Origin of the sequence: Vibrio nitrifigilis, from assembly GCF_015686695.1 — a bacterium.
Taxonomy (GTDB): domain Bacteria; phylum Pseudomonadota; class Gammaproteobacteria; order Enterobacterales; family Vibrionaceae; genus Vibrio; species Vibrio nitrifigilis.
This window is the reverse complement of sequence record NZ_JADPMR010000001.1, coordinates 3,009,936-3,026,805: the sequence shown is the minus strand read 5'-3', so window position 1 is coordinate 3,026,805 and position 16,870 is coordinate 3,009,936. Positions and strand designations below refer to the sequence as shown.

Below are 16,870 nucleotides of genomic sequence, written 5' to 3'. Positions count from 1 at the left end.
TTTCTCAATTGTCACTTAGTGCGATGATGGCATCTGCCACAACTTTATCCGCATCAATTTTTGCCGCTTGACGAGCTTTAATCGCCATAGATTTAAGTGCGCTGCGATCGAGCTTTTGAATCGCGCTTGCCATTTTTTCAGCACTTAAATCAGGCTGTTCGATCATCAGTGCAGCACCGGATTCCACTAAGTGATCGGCATTTAATGCCTGCTGTCTGTCTTTGTGCATGAAGGGAACAAAAATAGCCCCCACCCCTGCAGCTGATACTTCAGATACGGTCAAAGCGCCTGAGCGACAAACTAACACGTCAGCCCAAGCATACTCGCTTGCCACATCATCGATAAATTCGGTCACACTGGCGTTCTTGACCCCTAGTGTTTGGTAGCCTTGTTCAACACTTGGTTGATTATTTTTACCAGCTTGGTGGCGAATTTCATAACCATCGCCTAGCAACGCCATGACCTCTGGCATCGTTTGATTCAAGATGCGAGCACCTTGGCTGCCCCCCATCACTAAAATGCGAATAGGACCATTTCTATCGGCAAAACGTTCCTCTGGAGAAGCAATAGACACAACATCACTGCGCACTGGGTTACCCACGACAGGGACGTTAGGAAATGCTCCTTTGAATGCCTGAAACACTTTGGTAGCAACCTTAGCCAACCATTTGTTAGTCAGGCCTGCAACTGCGTTCTGTTCATGCAACACAACTGGAATACCCATTAACCATGCAGCAATACCGCCGGGACCGCTCACATAGCCACCCATGCCAAGCACTGCGTCAGGCTGCCAGCGTTTCATATGGGCGCGAGCTTGACGTACTGCATTCACAATTTGAAATGGTGCTTTTAGTAAGCGCAGGAATCCTTGACCGCGTAATCCTTTCACGCGAATAAAATCAATGTCAATTCCGTGCTTTGGTACTAAGTCTGCTTCCATACGATCAGCAGTACCTAACCAACGGATTTCCCAACCTTGGTCTTGTAATTGTTTAGCAACCGCTAGCCCCGGGAAAACATGTCCTCCCGTCCCACCAGCCATTACCATTAAACGTTTATTTTTCTTCATCTATCGTTGTTTCTTCTACTTTTTGGAGACTTTGCAAACGACATTCGTAGTCGATACGCAATAGAATCGATACCGCCACAGACATGATAATCAAACTTGAACCACCATAACTGATCAAGGGCAAGGTTAAACCTTTGGTTGGCACTATACCGGCTGCTGCACCCACGTTAACCAGTGTCTGGAACGCAAACCAGATACCAATCCCAAATGCTAAATAGCCGCCAAAATCTTGTTTGTGTTCAAAGGCTTTTTTACCAATGAAAATCGCTTTAAGCACCAAACTAAAAATCAGCATAAGTACTAAAACTACGCCGACAAAACCGAGTTCTTCACCTAACACTGCGAACACAAAATCGGTGTGAGCTTCTGGTAAATACTCTAATTTTTGTACTGAATTTCCTAACCCTTGGCCAAACCACTCACCACGACCAAACGCCATAAGTGACTGAGTTAACTGATAGCCACTACCAAATGGATCTTCCCAAGGGTCCCAAAACGACGTCACACGGCGAATACGGTACGGCTCTGCTGCAATGAGAGCCACAACAGCTAAAATACCCGCCACCATTAACGAGATAAACTGAGTCAGTTTAGCTCCAGCAATGAATAACATACCAAATAGCGTTACGAGCATGACGACCACAGTACCTAAATCCGGCTGTCCTAATAGCAACACCGCAAGTGTGCCAAACACCATAATTGGCTTCATAAAGCCGCCAAAGAAGGTTTCACGAACTTCGTCCTGTTTTCGGACTAAATAGCCCGCCATGAACAGGAATAGTGATAGCTTCGCCACCTCAGCAGGCTGCAAGTTAAATAAGCCTAAAGGAATCCAACGTGAAGCGCCATTTACCGAGTGTCCCGCAACCAATACCACCACTAATAAAAAGAATGAAACTGCCAACATCGCTGAGCTGTATTTCATCCACTTAGCCATTGGTATCTGCAGCACGACGGATGATGTAATTATGGATAACAGCAAAAACAGTGCATGCCGAAACATAAAATGGAACGGCTGATGAGTCAGGCGTGAGCTGATCGGAAACGATGCGGATGTTACCATCACTAAGCCAATCAGCATTAGCCCTAATGCTATCCAGACCAATTGACGATCAAACAGCGCTTCTGGAGATGGCGTTTTTAGCCAATGCCAAAATTTGTTCCACGGTTTGGATAACACCAAGACACTTACCTTTTATTACGCATACTGCTCTGCAAGTGAAGCAAAAACCTCACCTCGATGCATGAAGCTATTAAACTGATCAAAACTCGCACAGGCTGGAGACAGCAACACCATATCTCCAGATTTTAGTTCTGGACGTATCGCTTTAATGATGACTTCCATGGATTCGAATGATTTAGCTGAAGGATGCAAAGACATAAATTGCTCACCATCTCGACCAAAACAGCATAGTTGCAGCGGAAGAGCGGCTAATGCAGGTTTTAGAGGTGAAAAATCCGCCCCTTTACCAACCCCACCCACTAACAAGTACAGCTTGCCTTTAAGTTGTAATCCAGACAGTGCTGCCAACGTGCTAGCTACATTTGTCGCTTTCGAATCGTTAACCCATTTTATACCCTGATTATCCGCAACCACTTGGCATCGATGTGTCAGTCCAGTGTAAGACTTCAGTGTCTCTAACGCGGGGGTATAATCGATGTGAGCTGCATCAAGTAATGCTAATACGGTAAGAACATTTGCCACATTATGGCGTCCAACTAAGCTTAGCTCAGAAATGGCCACTACAGGGTGGCCTTTTGCCATTAGCCACATATGTCCATCTTTGAGTTCTTCACCATAATTAGCTGGGTTATCGAGACCAAAGGAAAGAACATCAGCAATAGAAGATTCAGGAAATGTTTGCGGATCATCGGCATTCACCACCGCAATTTTGGCATGATCAAAGATACGTAATTTAGCAGCACGATACGCTTGCAGACTGCTGTTGTATCTGTCCATATGATCTTCAGATAAATTCAGGAACGCGGCAGCGACAAGCTCTAAAGATGAGGTTGTTTCTAATTGAAAGCTTGATAACTCAAGCACATAGAGTTCAGCATCTTGCTCAAGTAAATCCAATGCTGCCACACCGATATTGCCACCTATCGCAGTCTTTATGCCACTGGCATTGGCCATCACGCCCGTTAAATCCGTCACAGTACTTTTACCATTTGATCCGGTAATAGCTATCACGGGTTTATTAACATGCCAAGCAAACAGTTCAATATCGCCAACAACAGGAATGCCAGCTTGTAATACTTGCTGAATTTCATGGGTAGCAAGCGCAATACCAGGATTCGTAACCACGAGATCGGCAGACAATAGCCATTCGAGATTCCAACTCCCATGGTGCAGAGGAATATGGTCATCAAGTCTATCGATACCAGGCGGTGTTTCACGCGTATCGATTACCTTCACCGTCACTTCCGGATGATATTTTGAGAGGTAATTAACGACTGAGAGCCCGGTCATACCGAGCCCTACGACCACAACATGCTGAATGCCTTGCCAACGGTCCATTTTATTTTCTTGCTCCTCGAACGGATTAACGTACTTTCAAAGTCGCTAAACCAATCAAAACTAAAACGATTGAAATAATCCAGAATCGCACAATAACGCGAGGCTCTGGCCAGCCTTTAAGTTCATAGTGATGGTGGATTGGCGCCATACGGAAAATACGCTGACCTCGAAGTTTGTATGAACCTACCTGTAAAATCACAGACAAGGTTTCCATCACAAACACACCGCCCATAATAACCAAGACGAATTCTTGGCGAACTAAAACAGCGATGATACCAAGAGCACCACCTAGCGCTAATGAGCCAACATCGCCCATAAACACCTGAGCTGGGTAAGTGTTAAACCATAAAAAGCCTAACCCAGCTCCGACAATCGCAGTACAAACCACTACGAGTTCAGAAGCATTAGGTACATAAGGAATATGAAGGTAATTAGCAAAGTTCACATTGCCGGTAGCCCAAGCAATAACAGCAAAGCCGGCAGAGACTAATACCGTCGGCATAATGGCTAAACCATCTAGCCCATCAGTCAAGTTCACCGCATTACTCGTCCCTACAATGACAAAGTAAGTGAGTACGATGTACATTAAACCAAGCTGTGGCATAACTTCTTTGAAAAATGGCACCACCAATTGAGTCGCTGACGTGTCATGACCATAGGCATAAAGTGCAAATGCCACCACAAGCGCGATTGATGATTGCCAAAAATATTTCCAGCGCGCGATCAAACCATCGGTATTTTTGCGCACGACCTTACGATAATCGTCGACAAAACCGACCGCCCCATAGCCGAGTAATACTGCCAGTACCGCCCATACATAAGGGTTAGATAAATCAGTCCACAACAGAACAGTAATGGTAATGGCAGCAAGAATCATGATACCGCCCATTGTTGGCGTACCACGTTTACTAAAATGGGACTCAGGCCCGTCGTTACGAACGACCTGACCAATCTGTAATAACTGTAACCGCTTAATTAAACGAGGCCCCATCCACAAAGAGAGAGACAAGGCAGTCAAAATACTTACTATCGCCCGAAAAGATAGGTATTCAAACAAACGGAAAAAAGAAAAATATGGCTGGAGTAACTCCGAAAGCCAAATAATCATCAGAATATCTCCTTAAGCGCAGCAACAACTTTTCCCATACTTGAGCTCAAGGCACCCTTGATCAATAAGGTATGAGTTTGATCGTTGTATTTTTCGAGTTGCTGCTTGATGTATAAAATCATATCTTCATGAGTGTCAAAATGTTTACCCTGGCAAACGTCACTGATCACTCTTGTATCCTGACCATAGGTCAAGACATGCTCAAACTTGAATGGTGCAGCATGTTCACCGACTTGACGATGAAGTGCAAGACTTTCCTCACCTAATTCCGCCATATTGCCTAAAATTAACCAGCGCATAGATGGGAAACCACCCAACAAATCTACGGCCGCTTTCATTGCAGGAACGCTGGCGTTATAGCTGTCATCAATCAACTTAATTTTGTCAGTTAACATTGATACCGCGACACGCCCTTTTACTGGCGTAATGTTGGCAAGACCAGTCACGACATTTTCAATGCTTGCGCCCATCTCAGTCGCTAAAATGGTAGCAGCTAATGCATTCGCGACATTATGTTTACCTATAATGCCAAGTGTGACAGGTACTTGCTGCTTTGGAGTAACCAGAGTAAAGCTAGCTCTTCCATCTTCATTAAGCCTGATATTTTGAGCGTAAAAGTCAGCATTGTGATCGGTAATGGAAAAAGTTTTTACTTTTTTATTGGCCAGCGTCGCTTTCCATCGATCACCACCATTGCTATCTAGGTTCACAACAGCACAGCTCCCGGCTTTTAACCCAGAGTAGATCTCACCTTTGGCTTGCTTCACCCCATCAATCGAGCCGAAACCTTCAAGATGAGCAGCGGCAACGTTGTTAACCAACGCAATATCAGGTTGAACAAGTGACACCGTATATTGAATCTCTCCAATATGGTTCGCGCCAAGTTCGATCACTGCGTAGTCATCTTCAGGGGTGGAGCGCAGTAAGGTTAAAGGCACGCCAATATCATTATTAAAATTCCCGGACGTAAATAGCACTTTCCCTTTTTCAGACAAAATACTTGCGACCATCTCTTTAACAGTTGTTTTCCCACAACTCCCAGTAATTGCAATCGTTGGGGTTGCACATTGTTGATGTACATAAGCCCCTAGCTGACCTAACGCTTGTTTAGTGTCAGTCACTAACACCTGTGGAAGTGACGATGCCACTTTTCTTGACACCAATAAAGCTGCAGCACCATTCTCTTGAGCCTGAGCAACAAAGTCATGCGCGTCAAAACGTTCACCCACTAATGCGATAAATAACGACTGACCTTCAATATAACGAGTATCCGTCGATACCGTTTTAATTTCGCAGTCTTGACCAATTAATTCACCATTTAATTCTGCAGCGATGGTACTTAATGTCATCGTTATCATGCGGTTAACTCCAACAAGGTTTGTGCCGATTCACGGTCAGAATAATGTATCGTTCTGTCCGCTAAAATTTGGTAATCCTCATGGCCCTTACCCGCCACAAGAATAATGTCGTCTTTGGTTGAATGAGAAAGTGCTAGTGCTATGGCTTTGAAACGATCATGTTCAACCAAAACATGCTCTGGATGAGCCAGACCTGCTTGCATATCTTGAATGATTTGCTCAGGAGATTCGCTGCGCGGGTTATCATCAGTAAGCACGACGCTATCGGCATACTGCTCCGCAATTTGAGCCATCATCGGGCGCTTACCTGAATCACGGTCACCACCGCAACCCACGATAGAAAAAAGTTTACCTTTGCAATGCACACGCAGTGCCTGTAACGCTTTTTCTAGTGCATCTGGAGTATGGGCATAATCGACCACCACTTTTGCCTTGGCAGGGTGTTGAAATAGCTCCATGCGTCCAATGACAGGTTGTAATTTCGGAGCCGTACTCAATAATTGCTGAGCAGAAAAACCCAATGAAAGCAAACATGTATAGGCGAGTAAGACATTAGAAGCATTAAACTCGCCAATCAAAGGCACCGTCAGTGTTCCTTGGCCCCAAGTACCTTCAACCTGCATACTAATACCACTATCAACATACTCAACTTGAGTTGCCCAAACGAATTTGTCAGTTGCAGGTTTTTGATACAATGACACACCAATGGCATTCGGTATTTCATTAAGCCACTGGTGACCAATTGCATCATCGCTATTAATAATGGCCGCTTCACAGTGATGCTCGGTAAAGAGTGATTGCTTGGCTTTAGCGTAAGCTTCCATCGTGCCATGATAATCAAGATGGTCACGACTTAAATTGGTGAATACACTCGCAGCAAAAGGCAACACTCTAACGCGCCCTTGAACTAAACCATGTGACGAGACCTCTAGTGCTGTATATTCAGCGCCTTGCTGTGCGAGTTCAAATAGTTGCTCTTGAATGTCTAACGCACTACCTGTGGTATTCTTCGCCGTTTTCAGAGAGTCAAGAAATCCATTACCGGTGGTTCCCATCACAGCCGCTTTTTTACCCACGAGTGTTAACCATTGGGCAATAAGCTGCGTTATCGTTGTTTTGCCGTTAGTTCCTGTTACTGCAATGGGTTTGTTATGATGTTCACCGTATAAACGCGCCCCTAGTTCGGACAGATGCTCATTAAGATGCTCAACATATATCACCGGAGTTTGGTTGTGCTCTGTGACAAAACCGTGAGGGTGAATGTCGTCGTCTGCTTGAGCAATAACAGCATTGGCTCCTTGATTCACCGCAGTGTCGATAAACTGACGACCATCGACGGAGTGACCAATGACAGCGACAAAAGTGTCGCCGGGTTGGACTTGGCGACTGTCTAAATGTAATGCTGTCACCTGAACTTGAGTGGCAGTAGACGGTTCCATGACTAGCCATGGAGATAAAAGACTCGAAAGCGCTTTCCCCGTGTTTCTCATAATATCCACACTTATCTATTTTTGATCGTCTGTAACTTTGTTCTCATCTGGTGCGATATTTAAAATCTGCAGCGCACCTTTCATTATCTCGCCGAAGACGGGACCAGCAACCGCACCACCATAATAAGAATCCCCTTGCGGTTCATTAACCATCACCACTAAAGATAATCGTGGATTGCTCACTGGCGCGACCCCTGCGGTATAGGCAAAATATTCGTCACTATAGCCACCAGCAATCGCTTTACGCGAGGTCCCGGTTTTGGCCGCAATACGATATCCCGGCACAGCGGCTTTAACAGCAGTACCACCTGGTTGGGTAACCGTTTCCAACATATCCAAGACTTCACGAACATATTTAGGATCAGCAACTTGATGTTCTAAATTGGCTTGGCGATGCCCTTCAATTAAATGTAATGGCTGATATTTACCCATATTTCCCAATGTCGCATAAGCATGAGCTAATTGAATAGGAGTAATCGCCAATCCATAACCAAACGCAATGGTGGCTCTTTCAAAATCAGACCAACGTGTACGGGTTGGGAAAATCCCCGTACTTTCACCGGGTAGGTTTAGACCTGACGTTTCCCCCAATCCTACTGAGTTATACATGCCTAATAACGCTTCAATTGGCATACGCAGTGATAGTTTAGACACCCCGACGTTACTCGATTTTTTCAAGATCATTTGCAGCGATGCTTTACCGCCAACAATACGATCCGAATCTCGAACACGAGCGCCACCTATACGCATAGTACCGTTACCTACATCAATAATGGTGTGTTCATCCGCAACTCCGTTTTCGAGAGCAGCGAGTACAACAAAAGGTTTCACTGTCGAGCCTGGTTCAAAAGCATCGGTAATCACCCGGTTACGCATTTTATAACTTTGGTAATCAGCGCGGTTGTTCGGGTTATAAGATGGGGCATTTACCATCGCCAGCACTTCGCCGGTTTTGACGTCCACCATCACCGCTGATGCAGAGGTCGCTCGATAATCAGCCATGGCCTGTTTCACCGCTCGAAAAGCAATGGCTTGAATTCGCTGGTCGATAGTCAATGTTAGGGGTTTACCTGCTTCACTTTTCTCCAGTGAAATATTTTCAACAACATGTCCGTAACGGTCTTTACGAATAATCCGTTTACCGGCTTCTCCAGTGAGCCATTTATCGTAACTGCGCTCAACCCCTTCTAAACCATGCCCATCAATACCGGTAACTCCTACCGTATGAGCACTCACTTCCCCAGCGGGATAATAACGTCTCGACTCGGCTTTTAGACCAACCCCAGGGAGCTTTAACTGGCGAATATAATTGGCCATTGCCGCATTTACTTGACGCTGCAAATAGATAAATTGACGAGGTTCGTCCTTATCATTTTTACTATTTCGAATTTTGTTGATTAACCCTTCACGGTCAAGATTAAGCACATCAGCGAGCGCATACCAACGATCTTTATCCTTTAGAGCCCCTTTTTTCATTATGATGGCAGGGTTAGCCCATACAGCGTCAACCGGGACAGAAACTGCTAATGCTTCACCATTACGATCAGAAATAATGCCACGGGCTGAGTGAATCGTTTTAGCGCGAACAGTACGTAAATCACTTTGATGAATTAAATTATCGGGTTCGATAATCTGAATATAGGCGGCTCTCCCCACCAAAGTGGCAAAAGCGAGAAAGATAAAAAATAAGATAAGATAAAAACGCCATCGAATAAAAATGGCAGATTGCTGAGATGACGTTTTCTTTGCGGGTGCTGACTGAGCCTTCTTCGATTTAGACGGTTTCTTCATTTGATATTAATCACTACTTCTTTGTCTGCATCCGGACGTTTCATGTCCAGCTGATTTTGGGCGATGTCTTGCACACGACTATGTTCCGCTAGTGCAGTTTCTTCAATGATTAAGTTGCGCCACTCATTATCGAGTCGAAGTCGTTCACTCTGCACTCGGTCTAAACGAGAAACCGCTTGGCGAGTATCATGTGTTGTTAAAACTACTCCCATGGCACTGGCAAATATCAGAACCAATATAATGAGAGGCACTCGACCGACTGTCAGCAAATCGATCAAAATTAATTTTGCAAGATTAGGAGTAGTTTGAGACATAATTACCGTTTATTTTCGCAATCTACAGTTTTTCCGCAATCCTTAATACAGAACTACGAGAACGAGGATTCACTTCCACTTCAGATTCACTAGGTTTAATCGCTTTACCAACCGTTTTAAGGTTAGCACTTCCAAGCGCTTTAATTTGGTCTTCCGTCATTGGGATACCATGAGGCACTTGCGGCCCTTTACTCTCTTTACGCATAAAACGTTTCACCATACGGTCTTCCAGAGAGTGGAAGCTGATTACCGACAAACGTCCTTCTTTCGCTAGCACGTTCATTGCACCGTTAAGAGCTTTATCAATTTCTTCAAGTTCACTATTGATATAGATACGAAACGCTTGGAATGAGCGAGTGGCTGGATGTTTCTTCTCTTTGAAGCTTTTTGGGGCTGCATCAGAGATCAATTTGGCTAACTGACTAGTACGAGTCAATGGTTCATTTTCTTCATTTTCTCTATAAGCCACAATCGCCTTCGCAATACGACGAGCATGCTTATCTTCGCCAAACTCGCGAATTACCCACGTGATATCATCTAAATCAGCATTCACTAACCATTCTGATACAGGGATACCTGATGTTGGATCCATGCGCATATCCAGTGGGCCATCTTTCATAAAGCTAAACCCACGTTCTGCATCATCAAGTTGAGGTGACGACACACCTAAATCAAACAGTACGCCATCAACTTCTCCGACTAAATCGTAACGCTCTGCGTATTCAGCAATACCTGAAAACGGGCCATGTACGATAGTAAAGCGCGGATCATCAATTTTTTGCGCCTCGGCAATTGCTTGCGGATCACGGTCGATACTAAACAGACGACCATTTGGCCCAAGCTTAGATAAAATTGTCCGACTATGACCACCGCGACCAAAAGTACCATCAATATAGGTACCGTCTGGCTTAATGGCCAAACCATCGATGGATTCATGCAAAAGCACAGAAATATGTTGGAATGATTCAGTCATAATATTCTCATTTCGCCTAACGGCTTGTGTCTGTTTAGTGTACTGATTTCCGACACTGCTGCTAACCATTAACTTATCTAAGACGTGACATTACGCTAAGTTTAAAGCTTTTAGCATCGGCTGAGTCAATATAAAGCAAAAAACCCATCATAACTCGAGAGCTATGATGGGTTTAGAATAGGTGGAGTCGGCATCATAAGCCGGGTTCTGTTCCGCTTGCGCGGCGGTAGCCATTCGTCTAGGCCAGCAATCACTCACTGGCTCAAGCAACCTACCCGCTTCCTAACGCGAGCAACGCTATGTGGAAGCCTATTTGGTCTTGCTCCGGGTGGAGTTTACCTTGCTACGAACTGTTACCAGTCGCACGGTGCGCTCTTACCGCACCCTTTCACCCTTACCTGTGCCCGAAGGCCATCGGCGGTTTTCTCTCTGCTGCACTTGTCGTAGGCTTGCGCCCCCCAGGCGTTACCTGGCACCCTGCTCTATGGAGCCCGGACTTTCCTCCCCTTCATCAGTCTCCCTAACACGAGGTTAAGGGACGTCAATGAAGCAGCGACTACCCAGCCAACTCCGAGCGCGAATAATATAGTTAACCACTCGCACTGTCTAGGAAGAATCACCATTCAAGCTTAAATAGGCTTCAACCGGTCAAACTTCCAGCAACTCCACATCTATCTCGGTCTTAATCGAGATTCTCTAAACCCCATTTGTATAGAGCATTTTTTTTCAAATTGTATATTTCTGCCGTCATGGCTGCTGCTTTTTTCAAAGGTAACTCTTTAGTTAAAATACCTAAGGTTCGCAACGCTTCTTCAGGAAGCTCACTATGACTTTCTTCACGGTGACCATGAATCAGAATAACCATTTCACCGCGCTTACGGTTATTATCCTCTTCAACCCATTCAACCAATTCACCTAAAGGTAACCCTTGGATAGTCTCGAATGTTTTGGTGAGTTCACGGGCGAGCACCACTTCACGTTCTGGACCTAAAATTTCCAGCATGTCTTTTAATGATTCACTAATTCGGTGTGGCGACTCGTAAAAAATACACGTACGCTCTACCTTAGCGATTTCAAGTAATTTGTCTTTACGACCTTTACTTTTCGCAGGGAAAAACCCTTCAAAACTAAAACGATCTGAAGGTAAACCTGACGCACTTAGCGCAGTGATCACAGCACAGGCACCAGGAAGTGGCGTAACTTTAACACCCGCCTGACGACATTGACTAACCAAGTGATACCCTGGATCACTGATAAGCGGCGTACCCGCATCGGATACCAATGCGATGGATTGCCCTGCTAATAATTTCTCAACTAATGCTTGAGCTTTTTGCTGTTCATTGTGATCATGCAAAGCGAACGTCTTAGTTTGAATATTGAAGTGAGAGAGTAACTTGCCAGTATGGCGTGTATCTTCAGCGGCGATGATATCAACAGTTGAAAGTACATCTAGGGCTCTTTGGGTGATATCTCCCAGATTCCCGATTGGCGTCGGAACTATGTATAACGTCGGGACGTCCAAGGTTTTGCTATCTGTCATTTGTTTACCATCACTTCAACGATTAATATAGAGACAATTTTACACGGATTAACTTAAGAACTCATGGCTATGAAAAACCATCAGAGACGCAGTGTACCACGCTTACTCACTCCTGTTGCATTAGCAATTGCGTTGGCGGCGTGTTCGTCTAAACCTTCAGCACCTGATTATGTTGATATCACTAGTGAACCAAGTGAGACTGCGCAAATCTACATCATGCAAGCGGATACCACTCAAGGTAGTTTGCAAAATGATTTGTTAATCATGGCGATGAAAGCTTCGATCGCAGCAAACAACACCGAACAAGCAGAGTTAATCAGTAAACGACTATCCAAACAAAAACTGAGTAATAAACAAACTGCTGAGTGGCAACTCAATAAAGCACAGTTGCTGACTAACGTTGAGCAGTATGACAAAGCAATGCAACAGCTTGATTTCAAACCATACTGGAAGTTAGCCGATCAACAATGGAAAGAGTACCATCAGCTAAAAGCTGATATTTATACCTCATTAGATAAACCATTTGACTCTAGTCGAGAGCTGGTCGCCCTTTATCAATACACAATGCAAAATCAATGGGGCGCGATTTCCGATCAAATATGGAACAACCTTAGCCATTACAACAGTCACTCCATTACCGATCTCACCACAACTCCAGACGAAGACGTTTTAGATGGCTGGCTTCAATTAGCCATTTATATGAAAACGCTAGGCAGCGATCTACCTCAGTTGCAAAACACGCTGAAGAACTGGTTAAGAGAAAATCCCAACCACCCTGCGGCATTAAACACGCCGCAAGATGTGCAGGATATTTTGGCAATGAACATCTCGAAACCAAACAATACTGCGTTGCTGTTACCGCTAACGGGCAAATATGCTCGTCAGGCACAGTTAATTCGCGACGGGTTTATTATGTCAATGATGAACGATCAAACTCGTCTGCCTAGTGCAAAATTAACGGTGATTGATACCAATGCTGAATCGCTAGAAAAAATTGAGCAGACACTGGAACAAAAGCACATTGATTTTGTGGTTGGTCCGCTAGAAAAAGACAAAGTGGAAGCGCTGCAAAAAGTTCAAGAAGACAGTGATAATCCAATCAAAACCTTGTCACTCAATATTCCAGAAACCGTTGAAAGCGGTTATCAAACTTGTTATCTCACTCTTTCTCCAGAACAAGAGGTAGCACAAGCAGCCAAACACCTCTTTAGCGAAGGATATCAATACCCTCTTATTCTTGCTCCAGAAGGCAGCTATGGTGAACGTGTTGTAGAAGCATTCAACGAAGAGTGGCGTAAATACAGCAAGAATAAAGTCGCAGTGAGCCTTTTCAGCAACAAACGAACTTTACAGCGTAATATTAATTCCGTCTTCGGTTTGCAAGATAGCCAACAAAATATTGCTCAGATGGAAGAGTTAACAGGGATGAAGTTAAAAAGCCAACCGCGCAGTCGCCGTGATATCGACGCAGTCTACATCGTAGCAAACAGCGCAGAGCTAACCTTGATCAAACCGTTTATCGAAGTGGCGATCAACCCAGATACTCAACCACCACGCCTGTTTTCGAACTCGACCAGTAATGGTGGTGGTCGTCAATATGAAGATTTAACTGGAGTCACTTACAGTGATATTCCATTACTGGTTCACCCAAGTAACTCCATCAGTAATCAGATGGAACGTTTATGGCCAAATGATACCAATGGTGAACGTCGCCTACAGGCTCTTGGCATGGACGCGTACCGTTTGATGAACGAACTGCCACAGATGAAAGTAGTGCAAGGATACACAATCAATGGCGAAACCGGTGTGTTAAGCATTGATGATTCTTGTGTTGTGCAGCGTGAAATTAGCTGGACGAAACACTGATATATGGGGCTATTTAACCGGAGAAAAACCGGTAGCCATTATGAGCAATTGGCGGCAAACTATTTAAGTCGCCAAGGCTTAACCCTTATTGAAAAAAACTTCACTATTCGTGGTGGAGAAATAGATTTAATCATGCAAGATGGCCTGAGCCAAACATTAGTGTTTGTTGAGGTGAAATACCGACAAAACCAACGCCATGGCCATGCAGCAGAAACAGTAACACGTAGCAAACAGCGTCACCTTATCAGAACAGCTACGTTGTGGATGAAAAAACAACACCTTAATATAGATGCGACAGATTTCCGTTTTGATGTGGTTGCGATCCACGATAGTGGCCACCATATAGAATGGATAAAAAACGCAATAACCGAAGGATAATCGATGCTAGATAGCATTAAAGATAGTTTTACTGAAAGTATTCAAATTCAAATTGCAGCGGCAGAAGCACTTCCTGATGCCATTATGCATGCAGCACAAGCCATGGTAGCCACTCTGCTTAATGGTAATAAAATTCTCTGCTGTGGTAACGGTGGATCATCGGCCAATGCGCAACAGTTTACTTCTTGTCTACTTAACCGTTTTGAAACTGAGCGCCCTAGCCTACCCGCTTTAGCAATGGCTTCTGATACTACAACTCTCACTGCAGTAGCGAATGATTACGCTTATCAAGAAGTGTTTTCTAAGCAAGTACGAGCGTTGGGCCAACCTGGAGATATTCTATTAGCTATCTCTACCAGTGGTAACAGCCAAAACATCATAAAAGCGATGGAAGCGGCGGTAACTCGCGATATGACCATTATCGCACTAACTGGCAAAGATGGCGGTGAAATGGCAGGATTACTCGGTGAAAACGATGTGGAAATTCGTATTCCATCTCAACGTACTGCTCGTATTCACGAAGTGCAAATGCTGACTCTGCACTGTTTGTGTGACTTAATCGATCAGGTACTTTTCCCTGCTCACGAAGATTGATGTTATGAAAAAAATGCTCCGACTTCTTTTTGCTTGCTCTATTTTGCTGTCCCTTTCTGGATGTGCTGGTATTTTTATCGCAGGCGCTGCAACCACAGCTAACCTGGTCACAGATCCTCGCTCGACCCAGCAAATCTGGGATGATAATCATCTTGAATTGCAAATTGGTGGACTCGCGCATAAAGCCCCATATAAAAACCAGCTTCGCGTGACAGCCGTTTCTTATCAAGGCAAGGTAGTATTGATAGGCCAAGCGATACAACCAAACGTCATGGAAAAGTTCGTCAATGACGTACATCAGCTCAAAGGAGTGAGAGAGTTACATAACCGCATTCAGGTCAAACCGCTTCTTGGCATTGCAGCAGTGAGCGAGGATAGCTGGATCACGACCAAAGTAAAATCTGCTTTGCTAACAAATTCCGACTTAAATGGCGTAAAAGTCACAGTAGAAACTGACGATAACGTTGTGTATCTATTTGGTTATATTACGCATGAAAAAGCCGACATTGCTACAGAAGTCACTCGTAATATCTCTGGTGTTAAACAGGTAATTCGTGCATTCAACTATGCCGATTAACTCCTATCGTGAACCAATAAAAAAAGCAGCGTAAACGCTGCTTTTTATTTATCTAGCTGCCAAAACTGGAGTTATTTAACCACGCGTAAGCTTGGTCGACCTTTTGGACGTGGCGGCTCATCATCAGGATCTGATGAACCATCTTCATTAGAGTCTTCGGAGTCAGGCATAGTGTCAGAAACAAGAGAAATACTCTCTTCACTGTTTGCTTCGTCCTGCTCTAATTCATCCATCGCTTCTAATTGTTCCATATACGCGGGCTCAGGCTCAAACATAGTACCAGCACCATTCTCTCTGGCATAAATAGCTTGAACTGCATATAGCGGTACAATCACCACGTGAGGACGCCCACCAAAGCGAGCGTTAAACGTCACTTCATCGTTACCAAGTTGCAAGTTACCAACAGCACGAGGGGCAACATTAAGAATAATCTGCCCATCTTGCACGTATTCCAGGGGAACCTGAACTCCATTTAGCGTTGCATCAACAACCAAATGTGGTGTTAAATCATTTTCCAGTAGCCAATCGTAAAATGCACGAAGCATAAAAGGACGGCGTGGGGTCATTTGCTCGATATCCATTAGGCAACCATTAACGAGACAGACGCATCTCGCGTTCTGCTTCAGTTAAAGAAGCTAAGAATGAATCACGTTCAAAAACACGGTTCATGTAAACTTTCAGTTCTTTAGAACCAGGACCAACAAGTTCGATACCTAATACAGGTAAACGCCATAATAGAGGAGCTAGATAGCAGTCAATCAAGCTGAACTCTTCGCTCATGAAGTACTCGAATTCAGCAAACACAGGACCTAAGGTTAGTAAGTCAGTGCGTAAGCGGTTACGAGCATTTTCAGCCTCTTCTGCAGAACCATTAACAATTTTGTCTGCTAGTGAATACCAGTTACGTTCGATACGGTAAATCATCAAACGGCTGTTACCACGAGCAACAGGGTATACCGGCATCAATGGTGGATGCGGGAATCGTTCATCAAGGTATTCCATGATGATTTTTGAATCGTATAAAGCCAGTTCGCGATCTACTAGAGTAGGCACGGATTTATAAGGGTTTAGCTCAACGAGATCCGCTGGCAGGTTATTTTCGTCAACCAACTCAACTTCAACACTGACGCCTTTCTCAGCCAGCACGATGCGAACCTGATGGCTATACATATCAGAGGCACTTGAAAACAGTGTCATCACAGAACGTTTATTGGCAGCTACAGCCATGGAGCCCTCCAGCACACTTAAACAAACAAAAGTCGGCGAAAACACCTGCTTTCACCGAATATTC

The 16,870-nt window shown here is 44.5% G+C and carries 16 protein-coding genes and 1 other RNA gene; 4 read left to right on the top strand and 13 right to left on the bottom strand.

From position 1 onward, the window contains the following. Positions 1-4 precede the first annotated feature (4 nt). The 11 genes from murG to rsmI all read right to left on the bottom strand — a co-directional run bounded on the left by murG (position 5) and on the right by rsmI (position 12,164). Positions 5-1,069, bottom strand: coding sequence for an undecaprenyldiphospho-muramoylpentapeptide beta-N-acetylglucosaminyltransferase (murG, locus tag I1A42_RS13585; protein WP_161153099.1), 1,065 nt, complete (start codon positions 1,067-1,069; stop codon positions 5-7). After that, on the bottom strand, positions 1,056-2,252 hold the full coding sequence (gene ftsW / locus I1A42_RS13580) for a cell division protein FtsW (RefSeq protein ID WP_161153100.1): 1,197 nt from the start codon (positions 2,250-2,252) through the stop codon (positions 1,056-1,058). Before ftsW ends, murG begins: the two co-directional genes overlap by 14 nt. A 15-nt stretch (positions 2,253-2,267) precedes the next feature. Further along, positions 2,268-3,590, bottom strand: a complete 1,323-nt coding sequence (gene murD, locus I1A42_RS13575) for a UDP-N-acetylmuramoyl-L-alanine--D-glutamate ligase (protein ID WP_196123734.1) — start codon at positions 3,588-3,590, stop codon at positions 2,268-2,270. A gap of 25 nt (positions 3,591-3,615) precedes the next feature. Next, entirely contained in the window at positions 3,616-4,698 is a 1,083-nt protein-coding gene (mraY, locus tag I1A42_RS13570) for a phospho-N-acetylmuramoyl-pentapeptide-transferase (RefSeq protein ID WP_161153102.1), read from the bottom strand. Further along, positions 4,698-6,056 carry a UDP-N-acetylmuramoyl-tripeptide--D-alanyl-D-alanine ligase gene (locus tag I1A42_RS13565; RefSeq protein WP_161153103.1) on the bottom strand — a complete coding sequence of 453 codons (1,359 nt, stop codon included), beginning with the start codon at positions 6,054-6,056 and terminating at the stop codon, positions 4,698-4,700. Before I1A42_RS13565 ends, mraY begins: the two co-directional genes overlap by 1 nt. Beyond that, positions 6,053-7,546: a UDP-N-acetylmuramoyl-L-alanyl-D-glutamate--2,6-diaminopimelate ligase gene (gene murE, locus I1A42_RS13560; RefSeq protein ID WP_161153104.1), complete on the bottom strand. Its 1,494-nt coding sequence runs from the start codon at positions 7,544-7,546 to the stop codon at positions 6,053-6,055. The genes I1A42_RS13565 and murE overlap by 4 nt, the downstream gene beginning before the upstream one ends. 15 nt (positions 7,547-7,561) lie before the next feature. Further along, positions 7,562-9,337: a penicillin-binding transpeptidase domain-containing protein gene (locus I1A42_RS13555; protein WP_161153105.1), complete on the bottom strand. Its 1,776-nt coding sequence runs from the start codon at positions 9,335-9,337 to the stop codon at positions 7,562-7,564. Further along, positions 9,334-9,651, bottom strand: coding sequence for a cell division protein FtsL (gene ftsL, locus I1A42_RS13550; protein WP_161153106.1), 318 nt, complete (start codon positions 9,649-9,651; stop codon positions 9,334-9,336). The genes I1A42_RS13555 and ftsL overlap by 4 nt, the downstream gene beginning before the upstream one ends. A 22-nt stretch (positions 9,652-9,673) precedes the next feature. Next, positions 9,674-10,624 carry a 16S rRNA (cytosine(1402)-N(4))-methyltransferase RsmH gene (gene rsmH / locus I1A42_RS13545; RefSeq protein WP_161153107.1) on the bottom strand — a complete coding sequence of 317 codons (951 nt, stop codon included), beginning with the start codon at positions 10,622-10,624 and terminating at the stop codon, positions 9,674-9,676. A 179-nt stretch (positions 10,625-10,803) separates the two neighbouring features. Continuing rightward, positions 10,804-11,196, bottom strand: an RNA gene (gene rnpB / locus I1A42_RS13540) — RNase P RNA component class A. Between the two features lie 110 nt (positions 11,197-11,306). Then, positions 11,307-12,164 (bottom strand): 16S rRNA (cytidine(1402)-2'-O)-methyltransferase, encoded by an 858-nt coding sequence (gene rsmI / locus I1A42_RS13535; RefSeq protein WP_161153108.1) that lies wholly within the window; start codon positions 12,162-12,164, stop codon positions 11,307-11,309. Between the two features lie 69 nt (positions 12,165-12,233). On the opposite strand from rsmI, the gene I1A42_RS13530 reads away from it, so the two are divergent. The 4 genes from I1A42_RS13530 to I1A42_RS13515 are packed head-to-tail and all read left to right on the top strand — an operon-like array spanning position 12,234 to position 15,579. After that, on the top strand, positions 12,234-14,030 hold the full coding sequence (locus tag I1A42_RS13530; protein WP_161153109.1) for a penicillin-binding protein activator: 1,797 nt from the start codon (positions 12,234-12,236) through the stop codon (positions 14,028-14,030). A 3-nt stretch (positions 14,031-14,033) separates the two neighbouring features. Beyond that, entirely contained in the window at positions 14,034-14,408 is a 375-nt protein-coding gene (locus tag I1A42_RS13525; protein WP_161153110.1) for a YraN family protein, read from the top strand. A 3-nt stretch (positions 14,409-14,411) separates the two neighbouring features. Beyond that, complete coding sequence (locus tag I1A42_RS13520) at positions 14,412-15,002, top strand: phosphoheptose isomerase (protein WP_161153111.1); 591 nt, start codon at positions 14,412-14,414, stop codon at positions 15,000-15,002. A 4-nt stretch (positions 15,003-15,006) separates the two neighbouring features. Then, positions 15,007-15,579 (top strand): BON domain-containing protein, encoded by a 573-nt coding sequence (locus I1A42_RS13515; RefSeq protein WP_161153112.1) that lies wholly within the window; start codon positions 15,007-15,009, stop codon positions 15,577-15,579. Between the two features lie 71 nt (positions 15,580-15,650). Here the strand turns inward: I1A42_RS13515 and sspB are convergent, their stop codons facing one another. Continuing rightward, positions 15,651-16,160, bottom strand: a complete 510-nt coding sequence (gene sspB, locus I1A42_RS13510; protein ID WP_161153113.1) for a ClpXP protease specificity-enhancing factor — start codon at positions 16,158-16,160, stop codon at positions 15,651-15,653. Positions 16,161-16,170: 10 nt separating this feature from the next. Continuing rightward, complete coding sequence (sspA, locus tag I1A42_RS13505; protein ID WP_161153114.1) at positions 16,171-16,806, bottom strand: stringent starvation protein SspA; 636 nt, start codon at positions 16,804-16,806, stop codon at positions 16,171-16,173. Positions 16,807-16,870 lie beyond the last annotated feature (64 nt).

Coding starts and splice junctions, on each gene's coding strand:
- murG (WP_161153099.1), bottom strand. CDS start 1,069: ATGAAGAAAAATAAACGTTTAATGGTAATGGCTGGTGGGACGGGAGGA.
- murD (WP_196123734.1), bottom strand. CDS start 3,590: ATGGACCGTTGGCAAGGCATTCAGCATGTTGTGGTCGTAGGGCTCGGT.
- mraY (WP_161153102.1), bottom strand. CDS start 4,698: ATGATTATTTGGCTTTCGGAGTTACTCCAGCCATATTTTTCTTTTTTC.
- I1A42_RS13565 (WP_161153103.1), bottom strand. CDS start 6,056: ATGATAACGATGACATTAAGTACCATCGCTGCAGAATTAAATGGTGAA.
- murE (WP_161153104.1), bottom strand. CDS start 7,546: ATGAGAAACACGGGGAAAGCGCTTTCGAGTCTTTTATCTCCATGGCTA.
- I1A42_RS13555 (WP_161153105.1), bottom strand. CDS start 9,337: ATGAAGAAACCGTCTAAATCGAAGAAGGCTCAGTCAGCACCCGCAAAG.
- ftsL (WP_161153106.1), bottom strand. CDS start 9,651: ATGTCTCAAACTACTCCTAATCTTGCAAAATTAATTTTGATCGATTTG.
- rsmH (WP_161153107.1), bottom strand. CDS start 10,624: ATGACTGAATCATTCCAACATATTTCTGTGCTTTTGCATGAATCCATC.
- rsmI (WP_161153108.1), bottom strand. CDS start 12,164: ATGACAGATAGCAAAACCTTGGACGTCCCGACGTTATACATAGTTCCG.
- I1A42_RS13530 (WP_161153109.1), top strand. CDS start 12,234: ATGAAAAACCATCAGAGACGCAGTGTACCACGCTTACTCACTCCTGTT.
- I1A42_RS13525 (WP_161153110.1), top strand. CDS start 14,034: ATGGGGCTATTTAACCGGAGAAAAACCGGTAGCCATTATGAGCAATTG.
- I1A42_RS13520 (WP_161153111.1), top strand. CDS start 14,412: ATGCTAGATAGCATTAAAGATAGTTTTACTGAAAGTATTCAAATTCAA.
- I1A42_RS13515 (WP_161153112.1), top strand. CDS start 15,007: ATGAAAAAAATGCTCCGACTTCTTTTTGCTTGCTCTATTTTGCTGTCC.
- sspB (WP_161153113.1), bottom strand. CDS start 16,160: ATGGATATCGAGCAAATGACCCCACGCCGTCCTTTTATGCTTCGTGCA.
- sspA (WP_161153114.1), bottom strand. CDS start 16,806: ATGGCTGTAGCTGCCAATAAACGTTCTGTGATGACACTGTTTTCAAGT.